We start from the raw sequence: 2,675 nt of genomic DNA, 5'->3' as shown, positions 1-2,675 counted from the left end.
TATCGCATCAGCCGAAGCCTCACCGGACAAGTCGGTATGGATCCCGGCTCGGCACCCTGCACCCAGCTCAGCACCAACGGCTTCCCGCGGCTGCAGTTCGGTTTCGACCTGTTCCGCGAATGGATCTTTTAGGATTGTTACCTTACGGTAGAGCTCGACATGTTGTCCATCAGTGTGGCGACCCCGCTACGGTAGGGCTTGGTTGGACATTGGGACGAAATGAGCAAAAATCGTAACGCATTGTTTTACAATGATTTGCAGTGCTTTCCTGCGCCTTGGCTCCTTCCTGATTCGGTCCACGAAGCTGGCACGACGATTGCATATGGATGGGTTTGTCCGGTTTCGCTTCCTCAACCGCCAGGTCAAAATGTCTATTCTTCGCAACTTCGCTTCGATCCTGTTCGCAGCATCTCTCGCCACGCCCGCCGCGCTTTCGGCGCAAGCTCCGGTACTCGGCGTCGTCGACTTCAACGGCGACATCGCGAACAACGGTACGGTGGGCGGTTTTCAGGTATCGCCATACCAAGGCACGCTGACCAGCTTCAATGCGCAGTTCGGTGCTGCCGGCGCCACGCCGCTGAACAACGCGATCATCTGGTGCGTCGACTTCAGCAACTGGGCGAACTCCAGTGCCGACACGTACTTCTCGACGGCCTTCACGACCAACACGAACGGTATCGTCGGTAACGGCGACTTCTCGAAAACGCGTCGTAACAGCCAAGCGGATTATCGGAACGCCGCGTGGCTCATCGAGCAGTACAATCCGACCGCCGCGCTCGTTGGCGTGGGGTTGTACAACGCGGAGAATATCCAAGGGACGATCTGGAACTTGTTCGGCGGTACGTTCAACGGTAGCGGTGACTTCTTCACGCTTACCGTGCCGACCACGTTCACGCTCACGCGCAACTGGTACGTGCTCTCCGACGACAACGTGAACGGCGAGGCGTCGAGTCAGGAGTACCTGACGTCTACGTCAGTCGTGCCTGAGCCGTCCACCTACGCGCTGATGGGTGCCGGTCTACTCGCCCTCGGAGTCGTCGCCCGTCGCCGTCGTTCCGTCGCCTGATACACGCTGCTTCGGCCGCCCTAATCGGCGGCCGCACCGGACATAGCGCATCTCCCGTCGGTCTCAACGAACCGACGGGAGATTGTCGCGTTGCAGGCGCCGCCAGGCGCGACCGATCACGACGCTGGCGCCACCCGCCAGGGCGCCGAGTGTCGCGGCGAAGGTGATGATCGGCTCGCGGGTGCCTTCGTCGCCGAGGAGCACGGCCAGTATTTCACGGCGCATCTTCAGGACCACCGGAGAGGCCACCTTGATGCTGTTGAAGTTGCGATCGTAACGCGCGCCGACCCCCTCGATCAGCGCGGCCGTACGGGCGAAATACACCAACTCGCCGGGCAACACGATCGGCCAGTTGAACAGCTCGCGCATGACGCGATCGGCAATGGCACGTGCCCGGTCTTCCATGGCGTTGTCCTGCAACGCGATGTCCAGCAGCACGCGCACCAGCTCACGCATCGATTCACGCGGGGTACCCGGTGCGACCATGCCCAGCGCAAAGAATCCATCTGTGGTCGCGTCTGCATCCCGGCGAATGGCCGCCAAAATCGTCTCGAACAGCGCTTTGCGCACCGGTACCCCGACGTCGATCACCATCCCGAAATCGAGCAGCACGATGCGTCCCTGCGCGTCGACCAGCAGATTGCCGGGGTGTGGATCGGCGTGAAACACGCCGTCGCGCAGCATCATGCGCGCGTAACTCTCGATCAGCGTCTCGACCAGCGCGCGGGGGGACACCAGGCCGCGTGCGATCTGAGCATCCAGTGCATCAATACGCGTGCCTTCCATGAACTCCAGCACGAGTACGTCGCGACGCGTCAACACCGTCTCCACCCGCGGAATGCGCAGGCGAGGTTCGTCGGAGAAACGCTCGCGCATCCGCATGCACTGCATGGCCTCGCGCTCGAAGTCCATCTCTTCGCGCACGTGCAGGTCGAACTCGTCGAGCACCACGCGGAAGCCCAGCACATGATGATGCGGAAAGCGCGCGTATACCGCGTTCACGATCGCTCGCGCCAATCGCACATCGCGCACAACCACGGCTTCCACGTTCGGACGCAGCACCTTCACCACCACCTCGCGCCCTTGGTACCGGGCACGATGCACCTGACCGAGTGATCCCGCCGCCAGAGGCGCCGGGTCGAGATGGTCCACGATGCTGTCGGGATCGGCGTTCCATGCTGCTTGTAGCGCTGCGCGAATCTGCGTCCAGGGCACCGGCGGCACGCGGTCGGTGAGCGTGCCGAGGGCGGCGAGATACGGCTCGCGCACCAAGTCGGCGCGTGCCGCTAAAATCTGGGCCAGTTTCACGAACGCTGGGCCAAGCTCGGCGATGTCGCGCACCATGCGACGCGCGCGGTGTTCGTGAAACGCGGGCGGGCGCGGCACGGGACCACCCCAGCGAATCCAGCGTCGACGATCCCGCACAAACGACAGCACGAGCGGCACCAGTCGCCAGAGAATCGCGACCAGCCGCGGCAGGTCACGCCACGGCATGAGACATCGCGTCGCGAATGAGCTGGTCGGCGTCCAGGCCGGTCAGTTGGGACGTCGTCGTCCACAGTTGCTCGGCGCGCGCGTCGTCGCGGGCCGTGCGCGATGGCGTCACGCG

2 protein-coding genes are annotated in these 2,675 nt (G+C 63.3%); one reads left to right on the top strand and one right to left on the bottom strand.

Annotated elements, in window-relative coordinates:
* The first annotated feature begins 367 nt into the window (after nucleotides 1–367).
* The gene (locus tag ACESNG_RS13185; protein WP_373064701.1) at nucleotides 368–1,066 is read left to right on the top strand and encodes a PEP-CTERM sorting domain-containing protein; all 699 of its coding nucleotides are present in this window, start codon (nucleotides 368–370) and stop codon (nucleotides 1,064–1,066) included.
* A 63-nt stretch (nucleotides 1,067–1,129) separates the two neighbouring features.
* Here ACESNG_RS13185 and ACESNG_RS13180 read toward each other — a convergent pair whose 3' ends face one another.
* Complete coding sequence (locus ACESNG_RS13180) at nucleotides 1,130–2,560, bottom strand: ABC1 kinase family protein (protein WP_373064699.1); 1,431 nt, start codon at nucleotides 2,558–2,560, stop codon at nucleotides 1,130–1,132.
* Nucleotides 2,561–2,675 lie beyond the last annotated feature (115 nt).

Source organism: Gemmatimonas sp., assembly GCF_041689975.1.
GTDB lineage: Bacteria > Gemmatimonadota > Gemmatimonadetes > Gemmatimonadales > Gemmatimonadaceae > Gemmatimonas.
This window is presented reverse-complemented; position numbering and strand designations above follow the sequence as displayed.